We start from the raw sequence: 17,141 nt of genomic DNA, 5'->3' as shown, positions 1-17,141 counted from the left end.
GTCAATATCGTGACGGAGTAGATTATGGCTATTGGTGGAGTTTCGACAGGCATCAACTCAGGGCTGCCCATCTCTGATTTGGTTACGGCGATGGTCAACGCCGAGAAGGCGCCCAAGGAAGCGCAGCTGGCGCGCCTGTCGACGTCGACGACCACCAAGCTGTCTGGCTTGGGGCAACTGAACAGCGCGCTCGGCGAATTCCAGACCTCGCTCAAGGATCTCAACAGCGCGACGCTGTTCGAGAAACGTACTGCCACGTCATCCAACACCAGTGCGCTGACGGCCACTGCCGGTAAGACGGCATCAGCTGGCAACTACCAGGTGACCGTGGACAGTCTCGCTTCGGCCAGCAAGGTAGCGACGAAAGCTCTGGACGGCACCTTCAAGAGTGGAGCTGGCGACGAGACGCTGAGCGTCAAGCTCGGCGAAAGCGGTACCGCTATCGATGTGAAGATTACCGCAGGGTCTGACCTTGCCAGTATTCGTGACCAGCTCAATACCGCGTTGAAGGGGAAGGGTGTAACCGTCAGCACGATCAACGATCCTGCCAGTGGCAAGTCTCGCCTGGTTTTCAGTGGTAACGAGACGGGCGAGGGCAAGGACGTCATCGTTTCCGGCAGTGGCGATCTTGCCGGTCTCAGTGTCGATGGTCGTAACAAGCTCGCTACGGGTGATGACTCCGCTGCCGGATTTATCGTCCAGGCGGCCAATGCCAAGTTCTCCATCGATGGTCTTGCGCTTACCAGCCCGACCAACTCGATCAAGGGTGCGATCGCTGACGTCAGCTTCGAGTTGCTTGCGGCAACCGAAAAGGACAAGCCACTGACCCTCAAGGTCGGTGAGGACAATGCCGGCGTCAAAGCAGGTATCAAGAAATTCGTCGATGCCTATAACAAGCTGATCAATACCACCAACGATCTGACCCGCGTCACCAAGGTCGGTGAGGATGGAACGCCGTTGGTCGGTGGTCTTGTAGGGGACTCGACCGTTCGAAATCTGCTTGGCGGTATTCGCAACGAGTTGGTGAACCCTGTTGGCGGTGATGGTGTGAAGGTGCTGGCGGATCTGGGCATTACCACCCAGAAGGACGGTACGCTGAAAATAGAGGACACCAAGCTCGATGCCGCACTGAAAAGCAATTTCGATGCGGTCGGGTCATTTTTCCTTGGTGATACCGGCTTGGCGAAGCGTCTCGATGGCCAGGTCGCTGCATACAGCCAGACGGGCGGCATCCTTTCGCAGCGTATGCAGGCGTTGGAGTCCACCCGAACCGATATCAAGAAGCAAACCGAAGATCTCAAGCTGCGTGTCGATAGTATGCAGAAGCGCTTGCTTGCTCAGTTCAACGCGATGGACGCTCTGGTCGGTCAGTTGAATGGTACCAGCAGTCAGCTGCAGAACACGCTTTCCAGTCTGCCCGGTGTAGTGAAGAAGAGTAGCTAAATGAACGGTCCTATCGATACTTACAAAAGCGTCAAAACCAGTCAGGTCGTTACGCCTTATCAGGCGGTACACCTCCTTCTGGATGGCGCCATCGAGCGAATCTCACTGGCGCTGCTGGCACAGCAGCAGGCTAATCCCGGGTTACGCGGTGAGGCGGTCAGCGGCACGATCTCCATCATCTCGGTACTGCAGTCGAGCCTGGACAAGGAGCTCGGCGGCGAGCTGGCGCAGAATCTCGACAACTTGTATGACTACATCAACCGCCGATTGGTTGGCGTAGCGCTCGACGAGACGCCGCGCAGGTTGGAAGAAGTGCAGGAATTGCTCACGCAGATCCGTGATGCCTGGAAAGCGATTGGCCCAGAGGTCGAGCCCACTGCAAGCTGAGCCGCTCTGCCGCGATCGGCCATACTGCCTTCCTCAGAGTGAGCAGGCTCGCCTACTCATGGCGGTTGAGTCGTTGCGCTCCAGCGCGAGCCACCATTTCTGGTTGTCCGAGCGTGTGCGCTCTTCGGTGACAGCCAGTTTCATGGTGTGACTTGGAATCTACATTAATGATTAATCCCCGCTAAAGCTCACGCCCTCCATGCCGATACATTAAGTATTCCCGCTGTACACTGGAGTACATCAGCATGAACGCCATGGCCGCTATGCGTCAGTATCAAAACGTCAACACTCAGGCTCAGGCCGTCGATGCCAGTCCGCATCGTCTGATCCAGATGTTGATGGAAGGTGGCCTGACTCGTCTGGCTCAGGCGCGTGGTGCCATGGAGCGTGAGCAGTTCGCGATGAAGGGTGAACTGATCGGCAAAGCCATTGGCATCATCGGTGGCCTGCGTGCTGGTCTGAACCTGGAGCAGGGTGGCGAACTGGCCGAGAATCTGGATAACCTGTACGACTACATGACCCGTCGTTTGCTCGAAGCTAATCTGAAGAACAGCGTCGAGCCGCTCGATGAAGTTGCCGGTCTGCTGCGTAATGTAAAAACCGGCTGGGACGCAATCGCCCAGTGACAGGCACGCGTGAAAGGAGCATCCCCGTGAATACATCTGTTCAGCGCTTGCAGAGCACCGGTAGCGCCATGCGTCAGGCGTTGTCCACCCAGGACTGGGCTGCCATCGGTGAACTGGACCTGCAGTGCCGCCAGGCTGTTGAAGAGGCAATGGTCGATGCCGCGGATGACGACGGCGCCCTGCGCGCTCGTATGCAGGAACTGTTGGATCTGTACAAGGATCTGGTGAGTGCCTGTCAGGTCGAACGTCAGCGGCTGGCCGGTGAGTTGATTCAATTGAATCAATCGCAACAAGGCGCTAAGGTCTATCAGCTGTTCGGCTGATCTGCCTAATCAGATCATGGGCCGAGGCGGTCCGCGCCTTGCCCGTCATCGCATGACTTCACCCCTGCACCGGGATGAATCCACCAGCTGTCGCGAAATATCACCCCGCCAATTTTTTAGTTAACAAAAAAACACGCCATAAAATTGACTAAGCGCCAATAATTGTCTTAACTGCTGGCCAAATGCTGGCGCTAAAAGGCGTTAGGTGGCTTTTTCTTTCTGGGCCAGACCAACTATGTGGCGTGAAACCAAACTCCTGCTGATTGATGACAACCTCGAGCGACGCCGTGATGTATCGGTGATCCTCAATTTTCTCGGCGAGGATCATCTGGCCTGCGGCAGTGGCGATTGGCGCGAGATGGCCGATCAGTTGGAATCCAGCAGAGTCGTGCTTGGCGTATTGCTCGGCGAGGTCCGTCTCAAGGGTGGAGCCCTGGACCTGCTCAAGCAGTTCGCTGCATGGGATGAGTTTCTCCCTGTGCTGCTGATCGACGAGCATGCCATCACCGAATGGCCGGAAGAGTTTCGCCGTCGCGTGCTCGCCACGCTGGAAATGCCGCCCAGCTACAACAAGCTGCTGGATTCTCTGCACCGTACCCAGGTGTACCGCGAAATGTACGACCAGGCTCGCGAGCGTGGTCGGCAGCGCGAGCCGAACCTGTTTCGCAGCCTCGTAGGCACCAGTCGGGCCATTCAGCAGGTGCGGCAGATGATGCAGCAGGTGGCCGATACCGAAGCCAGCGTGCTGATCCTCGGCGAGTCGGGCACCGGCAAGGAAGTGGTTGCGCGCAACCTGCATTACCATTCCAAGCGCCGTGAAGCGCCCTTCGTGCCAGTGAACTGCGGCGCGATTCCCGCGGAATTGCTGGAAAGTGAATTGTTCGGCCATGAGAAGGGGGCCTTCACCGGCGCAATCACCAGCCGTGCCGGGCGTTTCGAGCTGGCCAATGGCGGTACGCTGTTTCTCGACGAGATTGGCGACATGCCGCTGCCCATGCAGGTCAAGTTGCTGCGTGTGTTGCAGGAGCGCACCTTCGAGCGTGTGGGCAGCAACAAGACCCAGAATGCCGATGTACGAATCATCGCCGCGACGCACAAGAACCTCGAGAACATGATCGAGGGTGGCAGTTTCCGTGAGGATCTGTATTACCGTCTCAACGTGTTCCCCATCGAGATGGCGCCGTTGCGTGAGCGCATCGAAGATATTCCGTTGCTGATGAACGAATTGATTTCGCGCATGGAGCACGAGAAGCGCGGCTCCATTCGATTCAATTCGGCAGCGATCATGTCGCTCTGCCGACATGACTGGGCGGGCAACGTCCGTGAGCTGGCCAACCTGGTCGAGCGCATGGCGATCATGCACCCCTATGGGGTCATCGGCGTTGGCGAGCTGCCGAAGAAATTCCGCCATGTGGATGATGAAGACGAGCAAATGGCGGCCAGCCTGCGCGAGGAGCTCGATGAGCGTGCGGTATTGACCTCCGCTTCGCCAAGCCTGGGGTCGTCGGCCATGCTGCCTGCCGAGGGGCTGGACCTGAAGGATTACCTCGGTAATCTGGAGCAGGGTCTTATTCAGCAGGCGCTGGATGACGCTGGCGGGATCGTGGCGCGTGCTGCCGAGCGGCTGCGCATTCGTCGTACCACCCTGGTGGAGAAGATGCGCAAGTACGGCATGAGCCGGCGCGAGGACGAGGCCGGCGACGAGTAGGTCGCTGGCCGAAGCGAGATGGCGGCTCAGCGATCTGCTGCCGCCTCTGTGCCAGATTCCTGGCAGTGCAAGAATGGACCACCTGTCAGTCAGTCGATTGACGGCGCCCCGCTCAATGAATCCCTATCTGCCTGAAAATAAAGGATTTTATTTTCAGGCATGAGTATTGCTATCTCCTTGGCAACTGACCGTTCCATGACGGCTCGCCACGCGAGAGAGCGCAATGAAACCAAGCCCGCATCTACATGCCCAGATCGAACCCACGGCGCCCGCGCGGGCGGAACGTGGGGATCTGGAGCAGTCGCTGGCCTTGTTCGAGCAGATGTCGAGTCGGCTTGGCAGCTCTTACAGCCTTCTGGAAAATCGCGTCAATGAACTGACTGGTCAACTGGCCCAGGTCAGTGAGCAGCGCGTTCAGGAGTTGAACGAGAAAGAGCGCCTCGCTCATCGCCTGCAAAGTCTGCTGGATCTGCTGCCCGGAGGCGTGGTGGTGATCGATGGCCACGGCGTCGTGCGTGAGGCCAATCCCGTTGCCCGTGACATGCTCGGTGAGCCGCTGCTCGGCAGGCTCTGGCGTGAAGTGATCGCGCAGCGTTTTGCGCCTCGACAGGACGATGGTCATGAGATCTCGCTGACCGATGGCCGGCGTCTGTCGATATCCACGCGCTCGCTGCAGGGCGAACCAGGGCAACTGGTCCTGCTTACCGACCTGACGGAAACCCGTCGTCTGCAGGATCAGTTATCTCGCCACGAACGCCTGAGCGCCCTCGGGCGCATGGTTGCCTCCCTGGCGCATCAGGTGCGTACGCCGTTGTCCGCCGCGCTGCTATACGCCAGTCACCTGACCGATCAGGTGTTGCCGGTGGAGCAGCAGCAGCGTTTCGCAGGTCGCCTGAAAGACCGGCTGCACGAATTGGAGCATCAGGTGCGCGACATGCTGGTGTTTGCCCGTGGTGAGCTGCCGCTGTCGGATCGTCTGTCCCCGGGCCAGCTGTTCGATGCGTTCAGGCGCTCAGGCGAGTCGCTGGTGCAGGGTGTGGACGTGCGCTGGCAGTGCGACGCCTGGCGCGGCGAGCTGTTGTGTAACCGCGACACGTTGGTCGGCACGCTGCTCAATCTGGTGGAAAACGCCATTCAGGCGGCGGGGCAGGGCGCGCGCCTCAAGGTTCATGCCTATGTGCGTGGCGACACCTTGCGCTTGTGCATCAGTGACAACGGGCCCGGTATCGACGCTGCAACCCTGGCGCGTCTGGGCGAACCGTTCTTCACCACCAAAACCACCGGAACCGGCCTTGGGCTGGCAGTGGTCAAGGCCGTTGCCAGAGCTCACCAGGGTGAGCTGCAACTGCGTTCGCGGCCAGGGCGTGGTACCTGTGCCTTGTTGATTTTGCCGCTGATCAAGTCAGCGCATCCCACGATTCAGGAGTGACCATGGCTGCCAAAGTCCTGCTGGTTGAAGACGACCGCGCGCTGCGCGAGGCCCTGGCCGATACCCTGGAGCTGGGTGGCTATGACTATCGAGCGGTCGACTGCGCCGAAGCGGCGCTGGTTGCCATCGCCGAGGAACCCTTCGGATTGGTGATCAGCGACGTGAACATGCCGGGCATGGACGGCCATCGGCTGCTGGCTGAGATTCGTGAGCGCCAGCCTCAATTGCCGGTTCTGTTGATGACGGCGTTCGCGGCTGTGGAGCGTGCGGTCGAGGCGATACGCCGCGGTGCGGCCGATTACCTGGTCAAACCCTTCGAGCCCAAGGTGCTGCTGGCGCTGGTCGCACGGCATGCCTTGGGCCGTGCGGGTGGGCTGGAGCAAGACGGGCCCGTGGCGCGTGAACCAGCCAGCCTGCAATTGCTGGAGCTGGCTGCGCGGGTGGCACGTAGCGATTCCACCGTGCTGATCACGGGGGAGTCCGGTACCGGCAAGGAAGTGCTGGCCCGTTATCTCCATCAACAGTCGCCGCGCGCGGCTGGACCGTTCGTGGCCATCAATTGTGCAGCGATTCCGGACAACATGCTCGAAGCCACCCTGTTCGGTCACGAGAAGGGCGCGTTCACGGGAGCCGTTGCCAGTGCGCCGGGCAAGTTCGAACTGGCCGAGGGCGGCACTATCCTGCTCGATGAGATCTCCGAGATGCCGCTCGCCCTGCAGGCCAAGCTACTGCGTGTGCTGCAAGAGCGCGAGGTCGAGCGGGTCGGGGCGCGCAAGCCGATCAGTCTGGATATTCGGGTGCTTGCTACCAGCAACCGTGACTTGGCTGCTGAGGTCGCGGCAGGGCGGTTCCGTGAGGATCTGTTCTACCGCCTCTCGGTATTTCCACTGGCCTGGCGACCACTGCGTGAGCGTCCGGCGGATATCCTGCCCCTGGCGGAGCGACTGCTGGCCAAGTACGTCGGCAAGATGAATCTGGCGCCGCTGCGCCTCTCCGCTCAGGCGGTCGCCTGCCTGACCAGCCATCCCTGGCCGGGTAATGTGCGTGAGCTGGACAACGCCATCCAGCGTGCGGTCATTCTTCAGCAAAATGGCGTCATCGAGCCTCACGACCTGTGCCTGACCGCGCCGATCGGCTTCGCTCAGCCGCCCCAGGTCGCCCAGCCGCAGTTGGCTGTGGTGCAGAGCATGGCAGCGCCATCTGCGCCTGAGCCTGTCGTGGCGGATGGGGCGCTGGGTGAGGATCTGCGCCGCCGTGAGTATCAGGTGATCATCGACATCCTGCGCGCCGAGCGAGGCCGCCGCAAGGAAGCCGCGGAGCGCCTCGGCATCAGCCCCCGCACGTTGCGCTACAAGCTTGCGCAGATGCGTGACGCCGGTATGGATGTCGAGGCCTATCTCTACGCGAGCTGAGCGCGAGCAAGCGCTCTGAAAGCGTGCCGTAGTCCTGCATGCGTTCTAGGCAGCTATCGTATGGTGGGTTACGCGCCAGCTACACCACCAAACCAGGCGTCGGTACCCCCGCTGTAGGGTGGGCTTTAGCCCACCACATCGAATATCCGCTATCGCCAGCTTGTCCGTGGCGTGAACGAATCATCAGGTCGCTCCTCGCGCTTGGCGGTATGGGTGGGCTGAAGCCCACCCTACGTTTGAACGCGCTTCAGCGCGGCCCCGTCGGAGTGAGTGCAGTAGGGTGGGCTTTAGCCCACCAAATCGAATATCCGCTGTCGCCAGCTTGTCCGTGGCGTGAACGAATTATCAGGTCGCTCCTCGCGCTTGGCGATATTGGTGGGCTGAAGCCCACCCTACGTTTGAACGCGCTTCAGCGCGGCCCCGTGGGAGTGAGTGCAGTAGAGTGGGCTTTAGCCCACCACATCGAATATCCGCTATCGCCAGCTTGTCCGTGGCGTGAACGAATTATCAGGTCGCTCCTCGCGCTTGGCGGTATGGGTGGGCTGAAGCCCACCCTACGTTTGAACGCGCTTCAGCGCGGCACCGTGGGAGTGAGCGAAGCGAATAGCCTGGGATGCAGTCCCTGGGAGAAGTCGCAGGCAATAAAAAACCCGGCCGATTGGCCGGGTTTCTTGAATTTGGCTCCGCGACCTGGACTCGAACCAGGGACCCAATGATTAACAGTCATTTGCTCTACCGACTGAGCTATCGCGGAACAACGACGCGTATCCTACTGATTACGAAGGGGAAGTCAAGCATCTGCCTGCTTCCCCTCCAGCCACTCAAAGCACTTCGGCGATGGCCTTGGTGACGACTGGCAGGTTGCGGGTGTTCAGTGCGGCCACGCAGATGCGGCCGGTGCCCACGGCGTAGATGCCGAACTCGCTACGCAGGCGCTCGACCTGTTCGGTGGTCAGCCCCGAGTAGGAGAACATGCCACGCTGTTCGGCGACGAAGCTGAAGTCGCGCTTGGCGTTCAGGGCAGCGAGTTGCTCCACCATGGCCAGGCGCATGGTGCGGATGCGATCGCGCATTTCACCCAGTTCGGTTTCCCACATCACGCGCAGCTCAGGGCTGTTGAGTACGGCAGCGACTACGCTGGCGCCATGGGTCGGCGGGTTGGAGTAGTTGGTGCGGATCACGCGTTTGACCTGCGACAGCACGCGGCCGGTCTCTTCCTGGTCGCCGGTGACGATGGTCAGGGCGCCGACACGCTCGCCGTACAGCGAGAATGATTTGGAGAACGAGCTGGAGATGAAGAAGGTCAGGCCAGATTGGGCGAACAAACGCACCGCGGCGGCGTCTTCTTCAATACCGTCGCCGAAACCCTGATAGGCGATATCGAGGAAGGGCACATGTTCACGCTCGCGCACGATTTCCAGCACCGCTTGCCAGTCTTCGGGCGTCAGATCGACACCGGTAGGGTTGTGGCAGCAAGCATGCAGGACGACGATGGAGCGAGCCGGCAGGTTCTTCAGGTCTTCGAGCAGGCCGCCACGGTTGACGCCATTGCTGAAGGCATCGTAATAGCGGTAGTTGCGCACTGGGAAACCAGCGGTTTCGAACAGCGCGCGGTGGTTTTCCCAGCTCGGGTCGCTGATGGCGACGGTCGCGTCGGGGAGCAGGCGCTTGAGAAAATCAGCGCCGGTTTTCAGAGCGCCGGTGCCGCCGATGGCCTGGGTAGTGATCACGCGGCCTTGCTGGATCAGTGGCGAGTCGTTGCCCAGCAGCAGTTTCTGCACGGCCTTGTCGTAGGCAGCGATGCCTTCGATCGGCAGGTAGCCACGGGGTGCGTGGGCGGCGGTCAATGCGGTTTCCGCTTCGATCACGGCACGCAGCAGGGGAATGCGACCTTCTTCGTTGGTGTAGACACCCACGCCAAGGTTGACCTTGTCCGTGCGTGTATCGGCGTTGAATGCTTCGTTGAGGCCCAGGATAGGATCGCGCGGAGCCATTTCGACGGCGGAGAACAGACTCATGAGGGCGGCAGCTCTGTAGTGAGGGTGGGTTTAGAAACCGATTTACGTTCTTAGAGCAACCCCGGCAACTGAGACTAGGGGTTGCGCAAGCGGGCCGTTAGTATAGCGGCCCATATTCTGTGTCGCGACAGCGTACACCAGGTATGACGCCAGCTCTTTCGCGGCGTCACAGCCTTTTGAGGTATTTATGTCCGAGTTCCAACTGGTCACCCGTTTCCAGCCCGCCGGCGATCAGCCCGAGGCGATCCGGCAGATGATCGAGGGCCTGGAGGCAGGCCTGTCGCACCAGACGCTGCTCGGCGTGACGGGCTCCGGCAAGACCTTCAGCATCGCCAACGTCATCGCCAAGGTACAACGACCAACGCTGGTGCTGGCGCCGAACAAGACCCTGGCCGCGCAGCTGTATGGCGAATTCAAGTCGTTCTTCCCGAACAACGCGGTGGAGTACTTCGTCTCCTACTACGACTACTACCAGCCCGAGGCCTATGTGCCGTCGTCGGACACCTTCATCGAGAAGGATGCGTCGATCAACGACCACATCGAGCAAATGCGCCTGTCGGCGACCAAGGCGCTGATCGAGCGCAAGGACGTCATCGTGGTCTGTACCGTCTCCTCGATCTACGGTCTGGGCAGTCCCGAGGAGTACCTGAAAATGGTGCTGCACCTCGACCGTGGCGACAAGATGGATCAGCGTGCGCTACTGCGCCGCCTGGCAGAGCTGCAATACACCCGCAACGACATGGATTTCGCCCGCGCAACCTTCCGGGTGCGCGGTGATGTCATCGATATTTTTCCGGCCGAATCCGACCTGGAGGCGATCCGCGTCGAGCTGTTCGATGACGAGGTCGAGAACATCAGCGCCTTCGATCCGCTGACCGGCGAAGTGATCAGCCGCCTGCCGCGTTTTACCTTCTATCCCAAGAGCCACTACGTGACGCCGCGCGACACGCTGCTCGAGGCGATGGAGAAGATCAAGGTCGAGCTCAAGGATCGTCTGGACTACCTGCGTGGCGCCAACAAACTGGTGGAAGCGCAGCGCCTCGAACAGCGCACCCGCTTCGATCTGGAGATGATCCTCGAGCTGGGTTACTGCAACGGCATCGAAAACTACTCGCGCTACCTCTCGGGGCGCGATTCGGGGGCGCCACCGCCGACGCTCTACGATTATCTGCCCGCCGAGGCCTTGCTGGTGATCGACGAGTCCCACGTCAGCGTGCCGCAGGTCGGCGCGATGTACAAAGGCGACCGCTCGCGCAAGGAAACCCTGGTCGAGTACGGCTTTCGCCTGCCGTCGGCGCTGGATAACCGGCCGATGCGTTTCGAAGAGTGGGAGGCAGCCAGCCCGCAGACCATCTTCGTCTCTGCCACGCCTGGGCCCTACGAGGCCGAACATGCCGGCCGGGTGATCGAGCAGGTGGTGCGGCCGACCGGTCTGGTCGACCCCGAAGTCGAGGTGCGCCCGGCGCGCACCCAGGTCGATGACCTGCTTTCGGAGATTCACAAGCGTGTCGCCCTCGAGCAGCGCGTGCTGGTCACCACGCTGACCAAGCGCATGGCCGAGGACTTGACCGACTACCTGGGCGATCACGGCGTCAAGGTGCGCTACCTGCACTCGGACATCGACACCGTGGAGCGGGTGGAAATCATCCGTGATCTGCGTATCGGCACCTTCGACGTGCTGGTCGGCATCAACCTGCTGCGCGAGGGCCTGGATATGCCCGAAGTGGCGCTGGTGGCGATTCTCGATGCCGACAAGGAAGGCTTCCTGCGCAGCGAGCGGTCGCTGATCCAGACCATTGGCCGCGCGGCGCGTAACCTCAATGGCCATGCCATCCTCTACGCCGATCGCATGACCGGCTCCATGGAGCGCGCCATCGGCGAAACCGAAAGGCGCCGCGAGAAGCAGGTGGCCTTCAACGAGGCCAACGGCATCGTGCCCAAGGGCGTCTTCAAGGACGTCAAGGACATCCTCGAAGGGGCCGTGGTGCCTGGCGCGCGCAGCAACAAACGCAAGGGCATGGCCAAGGCGGCGGAAGAAAGCGCCCGTTACGAAGCCGAGTTGCGCTCGCCTTCCGAGATCACCAAGCGTATTCGTCAACTGGAGGAGAAGATGTACCAGTTGGCACGCGATCTGGAGTTCGAGGCAGCTGCGCAGATGCGTGACGACATTCAGAAACTCCGTGAGCGGCTACTGGCGGTATGAGTGGAGTTGGCAAACCGCGTATCTACCTGGCCGGTTTCGACGTGTTCAGGCGCGATGCGGTCGAGCATGGCGAATACCTGAAGCGTCTGTGCCGTGAGCAAGGCATGCAGGGCCTCTATCCATTCGATAACGAGGTCGCGGCCGATCTCGCGCCAGCCGAATGCGCGGCGCAGATATATCGGTTGAACCTGGCGATGATCCGCGAGGCGGATGCCGTGCTGGCCAACCTGAACCTGTTCAGAGGCTTCGAGCCTGACTCCGGGACGGCCTTCGAAATCGGTGCAGCGGTAGCCCTCGGCAAGCCCGTCTGGGCCTACTTTCAGGCCCAGGGCAGCATGCGTGAGTGGTTGCCTGGAGACGCTCTGGGACGTGACGCCGAGGGCTTCCTGATCGAGGATTTCGGCCTGCCGCGCAACCTGATGCTGGCCTGTTCCTGGGCCGGCTGCAGCGACAGTGTCGAGCGGGCCGTGCCGGCGCTGCACGATTATCTGCTCGGCCTGGCTGCCAGCCGCCGCTGAACCGATGCGGGCTCGGCGACCGCTCATCCGCTGTCAGCGGTGTATGCTTGGGAAACCTTACTCAAGATAAGGATGTCCCGTGAGCCTGTCGCTGTTGAACCGTTACGCCTTTTTTGCTTTCTGTGTGCTCTTTACCCTGGCCAGCCTGCCATGGGTTGGCGCCCATGAATGGCTATGGATGTTCACCCTGATCGGTGCTTTTCTGAGCCTGGTTGGCATCACCGACGTGCTGCAGAGGCGCCATGCGGTACGCCGTAATTACCCGATTCTCGGCCATATCCGCTATCTGGTCGAAGCCATTCGCCCCGAGATTCGCCAGTACCTGCTGGAGGCCGACGAGGATGAGCTGCCATTTTCGCGAGCCCAGCGCTCGCTGGTCTATGCGCGAGCCAAGAACGACGGCGCCGACAAGCCGTTCGGCACCCTGATCAACGTCTATCAGTCCGGTTATGAGTTCATCAGCCACTCCATGCGCCCGGCAACGGTCAGCGATCCTTGCGGTTTCCGGGTGATGATCGGTGGGCCGCAATGCCGGCAGCCCTACGAGGCGTCGGTATTCAATATTTCGGCGATGAGCTTTGGCTCGCTCAGTGCCAACGCCATTCGTGCGCTCAACCAGGGCGCCAAGCGCGGCAACTTCTATCACGACACCGGGGAGGGCAGTATCAGCCCCTATCACCGCGAGCACGGCGGTGATCTGGTCTGGGAGCTGGGCAGCGGGTATTTCGGCTGCCGTACGGCGGCCGGTGCGTTCGACCCCGAGCGTTTCGCCACCCAGGCACAAAGTCCTCAGGTGCGGATGATCGAGATCAAGCTCAGCCAGGGCGCCAAGCCTGGCCATGGCGGCATCCTGCCCAAGCACAAGGTTACCGAAGAGATTTCCGCTACCCGTGGCGTGCCCATGGGGGAGGATTGCGTGTCACCCTCACGGCACAGTGCCTTTTCCACGCCGCTGGAGATGATGCAGTTCATCGCTCAACTGCGCGAACTGTCCGGCGGCAAGCCGGTGGGCTTCAAGCTTTGCCTGGGCCATCCCTGGGAGTTCATGGGCATTGCCAAGGCCATGCTGGAGAGTGGCGTCCTGCCGGACTTCATCGTCATCGACGGCGCAGAGGGCGGTACCGGTGCCGCGCCTTTGGAGTTCACTGATCATATCGGCGTGCCCTTGCGCGAAGGCCTGCTGTTCGTGCACAACACCCTGGTCGGCTGTGGTCTGCGCGACAAGATTCGCATCGGCGCCAGCGGCAAGATCGTCAGTGCATTCGACATCGCCAGCGTTCTGGCGCTTGGTGCCGATTGGGCGAATTCGGCCCGCGGCTTCATGTTCGCGGTGGGCTGTATTCAGAGCCAGAGCTGCCACACCAACAAGTGCCCGACCGGCGTGGCGACCTAGGACGCTTTGCGGCAACGTGCGCTGGTGGTGCCTGACAAGGCCGAGCGCGTACACAGTTTTCATCGCAACACCCTCAAGGGGCTCGCCGAGATGCTGGCGGCCGCAGGTCTGAGCCATCCGTCGCAGCTCGAAGCACGGCATCTGGTGCGGCGCATGTCGGCCAGCGAGATCAAGCTCTACTCGCAGTTGCATGTATTCCTCAAGCCTGGCGCGCTACTGAATGCGCATATCGAGGGTGAGTTCTACGGGCGCATGTGGCAGATGGCACGGGCAGACAGCTTCGAGGCCTATCCTGGCTAGGGTCTGCTCGATGCCGCGCGGGCGACGCTCTGGAGCCATCGGGGCTGGCCCTGCTACTATTCGCACTTTCCGCGGAAACCCTCCAGGCCCTGCCTCATGCTGGTTTTCGCCCCATTGTCCCGGGATCTTCCATGACCACCGTCCGCACTCGCATCGCACCGTCGCCAACCGGCGATCCCCATGTCGGCACTGCCTACATCGCCCTGTTCAACCTGTGCTTCGCCCGTCAGCACGGTGGTGAGTTCATCCTGCGCATCGAAGACACCGATCAGGTGCGTTCGACCCGCGAGTCGGAACAGCAGATCTATGACGCCTTGCGCTGGCTGGGCATCGAGTGGAACGAAGGCCCGGACGTTGGCGGTCCTTATGGTCCATACCGGCAGAGCGAGCGCGGCGAGATCTATCGCAAGTACGCGCTGGAGCTGGTCGAGAAGGGCCATGCCTTCTACTGCTTCTGCACCCCGGAAGAGCTCGACCAGATGCGTGCCGAACAGACCGCCCGTGGCGAGACGCCGCGCTACGACGGTCGTGGCCTGCTGCTTTCCGAAGAGGACGTGCAGCGTCGCTTGGCTGCCGGTGAGCCCCATGTGATCCGCATGAAGGTGCCGAGCGAGGGTATCTGCGTGGTGCCCGACATGCTGCGCGGCGATGTCGAGATTCCGTGGGATCGCATGGACATGCAGGTGCTGATGAAGACCGATGGCCTGCCGACCTACTTCCTCGCCAACGTGGTCGACGACCACCTGATGAAGATCACCCATGTGCTGCGCGGCGAAGAGTGGCTGCCGTCGGCGCCCAAGCTGATCCTGCTGTACGAGTACTTCGGTTGGGAAAAACCGCAGCTGTGCTACATGCCGCTGTTGCGCAATCCGGACAAGAGCAAGCTGTCCAAGCGCAAGAACCCGACCTCGATCACCTTCTACGAACGCATGGGCTTCCTCCCTCAGGCGATGCTCAACTACCTGGGCCGCATGGGCTGGTCCATGCCGGACGAGCGCGAGAAGTTCACCCTGGACGAGATGGTCGCCAACTTCGATGTGCAGCGTGTTTCCCTGGGTGGGCCGATTTTCGATCTGGAGAAGCTGTCCTGGCTCAACGGTCAGTGGATGCGTGATCTGAGCGTCGAAGAATTCGCCGCCGGTGTGCAGAAATGGGCGTTCAACAGCGACTACTTGATGCAGATCGCTCCGCATGTACAGGGCAGGGTGGAAACCTTCAGTCAGATCGCTCCCCTGGCCAGCTTCTTCTTTGCCGGCGCAGTGCAGCCGGACAAAGCGCTGTTCGCTCACAAGAAGCTCTCCGACGATCAGGTGCGCCAGCTCATGCAACTGATCCTGTGGAAGCTCGAGGCCCTGCGGCAGTGGGAGAAAGAGCGCATCACCGGCTGCATTCAGGCGGTGGTCGAACACCAGGAGCTGAAACTGCGCGATGCCATGCCGCTGATGTTCGCTGCCGTCACCGGGCAGGCCAGTTCGGTGTCGGTACTCGACGCCATGGAAATCCTCGGTCCGGATCTCACCCGTTTCCGTCTGCGCCAGGCCATCGAGTTGCTCGGTGGCGTGTCGAAGAAAGAGAACAAGGAATGGGAAAAACTCCTGGCCAGCATCGCCTGATACCTGGCCACCGGTCGTTTTCCCTGCCGATACACCGGGTTGGATAGGTAAGTGTTTGTTATGTCAGCGAAAAAAAACGCATCACCGGCTAAAATTTTGTTGACAGGGTGCGGGGCCGCACTTAACATGCGCCCCGTCCTCGAGATGGGGCTATAGCTCAGCTGGGAGAGCGCTTGCATGGCATGCAAGAGGTCGACGGTTCGATCCCGTCTAGCTCCACCAATCTCGATAGCCACAACCGGTTCCTCGGAACAGGTTGAGTTGTAAAGAAGGGCTTTGCGTCCCCTTCGTCTAGTGGCCTAGGACACCGCCCTTTCACGGCGGTAACAGGGGTTCGAGTCCCCTAGGGGACGCCATTATTTCCAGCTGCAGTGCTTCGGCATTGCAGCCAGACCGAAAGGTTCTGGGGCTATAGCTCAGCTGGGAGAGCGCTTGCATGGCATGCAAGAGGTCGACGGTTCGATCCCGTCTAGCTCCACCAATCCACGACAGGCCAGCCTAGTGCTGGCCTTGTTCTTCGAAGGTTTCGTCCCCTTCGTCTAGTGGCCTAGGACACCGCCCTTTCACGGCGGTAACAGGGGTTCGAGTCCCCTAGGGGACGCCATTTTTGCCCGCTCTGCGGGATTTTTAAGGGTCACTTCTCACGAAGTGGCCCTTTTGTTTTTGTGCGTTCGAAAAAGCGTGCCGGCCAGGCGCACGGTCTCAGATGCGGCTTGCGCGGCGGCAGCCAAAGCCCCTAATGTCTGGCTCTGAACAGGGGCTGGTCGATAGAGGAAGGTTGTATGAGGCTGACAATGGATGCTGCGCGACGGTCTGCACGAGAGCTGGCCGTCAGTCCGGGGCGTCACTCGTGAAGTGGGATCGCCCCAATCCCTTCACTCTCGAGCTGCTGGTCGGCAGTGAGGACATCGACGGCCTCGGGCATGCCAACAATGCCGTCTACGTCACCTGGCTGGAGCGTTGCGCCTGGCGCCACTCGCAATCGCTCGGGCTGGATCTGGTCGAGTACCGGCGCCTCGATCGCGCCATGGCGGTGGTACGTCACGAGATCGACTACCTGAGCAGCGCCTACGAAGGTCAGGCGTTGTTGATCGGCACCTGGATCGTCGAGTCCGATCAGCGCTTGAAGATGGATCGCTGCTTCCAGCTGGTTCGCCCGCAGGACGGCGCTACGCTGCTTCGCGCAAAAACCACTTTCGTTTGCATCGAGCTATCCACCGGTAAGCCGAAACGCATGCCCGCCGAGTTCATCGAGGGCTACGGCAAGGCGCTGCCGAGTTCCTAGGTACTACTGCTGCGGCGCCAGAAACAGTTTCTGCTCTTCGTAGATCGCCTGATAGCGCCGCACTTCGCCGGGCTGCAGCAGGATCGACTGACTGCTGACCAGATCGATCTGCGCGCAGAAGCCTTCCCGCGACGGCGTGAGCACGACGCTGCGCTCGCCGCTGGGTACGTCCAGCGTCACGCTTTCGCCTGCGGGTATCGGCACCACTAACTGCTCGTCGACACGCAACTGCAAGTCGCAGGCATTCGGCGCGTTGCGGTCGCGACTGACGATGAGTTTGGCGCTGGCTGCCGGATCGATCGGTACGCCCTCGGAGATGGGCGTTGTCGCGAGGGCCGCGGGCGCGTGCAGCAGCAGTGCAAGCAAGCTGCCGGTCAGTAGAGGTCGGCTCATTGGGGCTCCAGGCGAGGCATCGGTATTGCAATGGACTGCGTGCGGCAGTCGGACGTTCAGCTCACCGGTAGCTGTCCTGGCTGGTCGGTC

At 61.0% G+C, this 17,141-nt stretch carries 13 protein-coding genes, 5 tRNA genes and 1 pseudogene; 16 read left to right on the top strand and 3 right to left on the bottom strand.

Features of this window, described 5'->3' with window-relative positions:
- Window positions 1–24: 24 nt before the first annotated feature.
- The 7 genes from fliD to FHR27_RS12090 all read left to right on the top strand — a co-directional run bounded on the left by fliD (window position 25) and on the right by FHR27_RS12090 (window position 7,328).
- A complete protein-coding gene (gene fliD / locus FHR27_RS12120) occupies window positions 25–1,443 on the top strand; it encodes a flagellar filament capping protein FliD (RefSeq protein ID WP_042553089.1) in 1,419 nt (472 codons plus the stop codon).
- A complete protein-coding gene (gene fliS / locus FHR27_RS12115) occupies window positions 1,444–1,830 on the top strand; it encodes a flagellar export chaperone FliS (protein ID WP_179538694.1) in 387 nt (128 codons plus the stop codon).
- Window positions 1,831–2,075: 245 nt separating this feature from the next.
- The gene (gene fliS, locus FHR27_RS12110; protein ID WP_042553087.1) at window positions 2,076–2,456 is read left to right on the top strand and encodes a flagellar export chaperone FliS; all 381 of its coding nucleotides are present in this window, start codon (window positions 2,076–2,078) and stop codon (window positions 2,454–2,456) included.
- Between the two features lie 26 nt (window positions 2,457–2,482).
- Entirely contained in the window at window positions 2,483–2,779 is a 297-nt protein-coding gene (locus FHR27_RS12105; protein ID WP_179538693.1) for a flagellar protein FliT, read from the top strand.
- Window positions 2,780–3,014: 235 nt separating this feature from the next.
- Window positions 3,015–4,487, top strand: coding sequence for a sigma-54 dependent transcriptional regulator (locus FHR27_RS12100; RefSeq protein WP_042553085.1), 1,473 nt, complete (start codon window positions 3,015–3,017; stop codon window positions 4,485–4,487).
- 223 nt (window positions 4,488–4,710) lie between these two features.
- The gene (locus tag FHR27_RS12095) at window positions 4,711–5,916 is read left to right on the top strand and encodes a sensor histidine kinase (protein WP_179538692.1); all 1,206 of its coding nucleotides are present in this window, start codon (window positions 4,711–4,713) and stop codon (window positions 5,914–5,916) included.
- A 2-nt stretch (window positions 5,917–5,918) separates the two neighbouring features.
- Window positions 5,919–7,328: a sigma-54-dependent transcriptional regulator gene (locus FHR27_RS12090; RefSeq protein ID WP_179538691.1), complete on the top strand. Its 1,410-nt coding sequence runs from the start codon at window positions 5,919–5,921 to the stop codon at window positions 7,326–7,328.
- A 678-nt stretch (window positions 7,329–8,006) separates the two neighbouring features.
- On the opposite strand, the gene FHR27_RS12085 is transcribed toward FHR27_RS12090, so the two are convergent.
- Window positions 8,007–8,082 (bottom strand) — tRNA-Asn (locus FHR27_RS12085).
- A gap of 67 nt (window positions 8,083–8,149) precedes the next feature.
- On the bottom strand, window positions 8,150–9,346 hold the full coding sequence (locus FHR27_RS12080; RefSeq protein ID WP_042553082.1) for an amino acid aminotransferase: 1,197 nt from the start codon (window positions 9,344–9,346) through the stop codon (window positions 8,150–8,152).
- Between the two features lie 187 nt (window positions 9,347–9,533).
- Here FHR27_RS12080 and uvrB point away from each other — a divergent pair, with 187 nt between their 5' ends.
- From uvrB to FHR27_RS12035, 9 genes and pseudogenes are all read left to right on the top strand, one after another.
- Entirely contained in the window at window positions 9,534–11,549 is a 2,016-nt protein-coding gene (gene uvrB, locus FHR27_RS12075; protein ID WP_042553081.1) for an excinuclease ABC subunit UvrB, read from the top strand.
- Window positions 11,546–12,067: a nucleoside 2-deoxyribosyltransferase gene (locus tag FHR27_RS12070; protein ID WP_179538690.1), complete on the top strand. Its 522-nt coding sequence runs from the start codon at window positions 11,546–11,548 to the stop codon at window positions 12,065–12,067. Before uvrB ends, FHR27_RS12070 begins: the two co-directional genes overlap by 4 nt.
- Window positions 12,068–12,146: 79 nt before the next feature.
- Window positions 12,147–13,760, top strand: a pseudogene (locus tag FHR27_RS12065) (FMN-binding glutamate synthase family protein).
- A gap of 131 nt (window positions 13,761–13,891) precedes the next feature.
- Window positions 13,892–15,373: a glutamate--tRNA ligase gene (gene gltX, locus FHR27_RS12060; RefSeq protein WP_042553078.1), complete on the top strand. Its 1,482-nt coding sequence runs from the start codon at window positions 13,892–13,894 to the stop codon at window positions 15,371–15,373.
- A gap of 146 nt (window positions 15,374–15,519) precedes the next feature.
- Window positions 15,520–15,595: transfer RNA gene (locus FHR27_RS12055), tRNA-Ala, on the top strand.
- 58 nt (window positions 15,596–15,653) lie between these two features.
- Window positions 15,654–15,729: transfer RNA gene (locus FHR27_RS12050), tRNA-Glu, on the top strand.
- Between the two features lie 49 nt (window positions 15,730–15,778).
- Window positions 15,779–15,854 (top strand) — tRNA-Ala (locus tag FHR27_RS12045).
- A 47-nt stretch (window positions 15,855–15,901) separates the two neighbouring features.
- A tRNA-Glu gene (locus FHR27_RS12040) sits at window positions 15,902–15,977 on the top strand.
- A gap of 246 nt (window positions 15,978–16,223) precedes the next feature.
- Window positions 16,224–16,658: an acyl-CoA thioesterase gene (locus FHR27_RS12035; protein ID WP_042553077.1), complete on the top strand. Its 435-nt coding sequence runs from the start codon at window positions 16,224–16,226 to the stop codon at window positions 16,656–16,658.
- A 3-nt stretch (window positions 16,659–16,661) separates the two neighbouring features.
- On the opposite strand, the gene FHR27_RS12030 is transcribed toward FHR27_RS12035, so the two are convergent.
- A complete protein-coding gene (locus FHR27_RS12030; protein ID WP_179538689.1) occupies window positions 16,662–17,051 on the bottom strand; it encodes a hypothetical protein in 390 nt (129 codons plus the stop codon).
- Between the last annotated feature and the right edge of the window lie 90 nt (window positions 17,052–17,141).

Origin of the sequence: Pseudomonas flavescens (assembly GCF_013408425.1) — a bacterium.
GTDB lineage: Bacteria > Pseudomonadota > Gammaproteobacteria > Pseudomonadales > Pseudomonadaceae > Aquipseudomonas > Aquipseudomonas fulva_A.
This window is presented reverse-complemented; position numbering and strand designations above follow the sequence as displayed.

Bases quoted from the DNA above. Each gene is read 5' to 3' on its own strand.
- fliD (WP_042553089.1), top strand. From the start codon at position 25: ATGGCTATTGGTGGAGTTTCGACAGGCATCAACTCAGGGCTGCCCATC.
- fliS (WP_179538694.1), top strand. From the start codon at position 1,444: ATGAACGGTCCTATCGATACTTACAAAAGCGTCAAAACCAGTCAGGTC.
- fliS (WP_042553087.1), top strand. From the start codon at position 2,076: ATGAACGCCATGGCCGCTATGCGTCAGTATCAAAACGTCAACACTCAG.
- FHR27_RS12100 (WP_042553085.1), top strand. From the start codon at position 3,015: ATGTGGCGTGAAACCAAACTCCTGCTGATTGATGACAACCTCGAGCGA.
- FHR27_RS12095 (WP_179538692.1), top strand. From the start codon at position 4,711: ATGAAACCAAGCCCGCATCTACATGCCCAGATCGAACCCACGGCGCCC.
- FHR27_RS12090 (WP_179538691.1), top strand. From the start codon at position 5,919: ATGGCTGCCAAAGTCCTGCTGGTTGAAGACGACCGCGCGCTGCGCGAG.
- FHR27_RS12080 (WP_042553082.1), bottom strand. From the start codon at position 9,346: ATGAGTCTGTTCTCCGCCGTCGAAATGGCTCCGCGCGATCCTATCCTG.
- uvrB (WP_042553081.1), top strand. From the start codon at position 9,534: ATGTCCGAGTTCCAACTGGTCACCCGTTTCCAGCCCGCCGGCGATCAG.
- FHR27_RS12070 (WP_179538690.1), top strand. From the start codon at position 11,546: ATGAGTGGAGTTGGCAAACCGCGTATCTACCTGGCCGGTTTCGACGTG.
- gltX (WP_042553078.1), top strand. From the start codon at position 13,892: ATGACCACCGTCCGCACTCGCATCGCACCGTCGCCAACCGGCGATCCC.
- FHR27_RS12030 (WP_179538689.1), bottom strand. From the start codon at position 17,051: ATGAGCCGACCTCTACTGACCGGCAGCTTGCTTGCACTGCTGCTGCAC.